Annotated in this window: 1 protein-coding gene and 1 pseudogene; both read left to right on the top strand. The window is 70.2% G+C overall.

Features of this window, described 5'->3' with window-relative positions; translation table 11 throughout:
* A pseudogene (locus ACIGYR_RS39060) lies at positions 1-510 on the top strand (transcriptional regulator); the annotation flags it as partial.
* Positions 511-523: 13 nt separating this feature from the next.
* Positions 524-1,029: telomere-protecting terminal protein Tpg (gene tpg, locus ACIGYR_RS39055; RefSeq protein WP_399608424.1), on the top strand; the 506-nt coding region annotated here is incomplete at its 3' end.

Genomic DNA, 1,029 nt, shown 5'->3' with positions numbered 1-1,029 from the left:
ATGGACGGCTACAAGCAGCGTGATCCGGAGCTGGCAATCGTCGTGGACGCCGTCAAGATGACCGTCAAGGGCGGCATCGGCAAGCTGCGGGAGAAAGCGCGCGGCGGCGGCTGGAAGCCGGGACAGCCCTGGGCCGCCCTCGCCCGGCCCACCTGGCGGCCCGACATCCGCGCCGCGGTCATCTCCCGGGCCCGGATCAACATGCACCGCAAGATGCTCCACCTGGCCGCGGCCACCGGACAGTACCCCGTCGCAGTCCTCTCGGACTGCGCCGTCTACGCCGCCGACGGCCCCAGCCCGCTCGACGTCCTGCCCTACGATACCGACGGCAAGACGGTGCCCGGCAGCTTCCGGCTCGGCGTCTCCCCCGGCATGGTCAAGCACGAGGGCACCCAGAGCGTGCTGTGGGGCGCCGACGTCCTCGAACAACTCGCCAATGACGGCCACGTCGCCAACCTCGCCCGCTACATCAAGACCGGCGAGGTCAGTGCCAAGGACACCGGAGAATAGAGCAGTTACGGCGATGGTCGCGATCGGCGAAGAACTCGACAAAGCGGTCCAGGGCGCGTTCACGCGCCCCATCCCGAAGACCGCCGGGGCGCAGATGCGCTACCTGGTCCGCCAGCACCAGCGCAGCACCCGGCGCGTGGCTGAGCTGCTCAGCATCAGCCAGCGCACCGTCGAACGGTATGTGAGGAACCAGATCAAAAAGCCCCGGCCGGAGCTCGCCGACCGATTGCAGCGTGAGGTCCGCGTGCGTTGGCAGCCGCAGATCAGGGCCAGGGCGAAGCAGGCAGCGGCCACCACCGGCGGCATCATGATCGATGTGCAGGCCCGGTTCGGCTACACCGCCGCGCCCGGCAGCACCGACGACGCCCGCGTACGCCACCTCACCGTCGCCCTGCCGCCCCACCACGCCGCACGCCTCTTCGAAGCCCAGGAGACAGGCGCCGCCGAGGACCAGCTCCGCCAGATCGCCGCCGAGGCCCTGGGCGAGGTCTACTTCCGCGACAACGGCCACCGCGCCCA

The organism is Streptomyces sp. NPDC053076, from assembly GCF_044546845.1.
Classification (GTDB): Bacteria; Actinomycetota; Actinomycetes; order Streptomycetales; family Streptomycetaceae; genus Streptomyces.
Note: the sequence above shows the minus strand (reverse complement) of the source record. Positions and strands in the feature narration are given on the sequence as shown.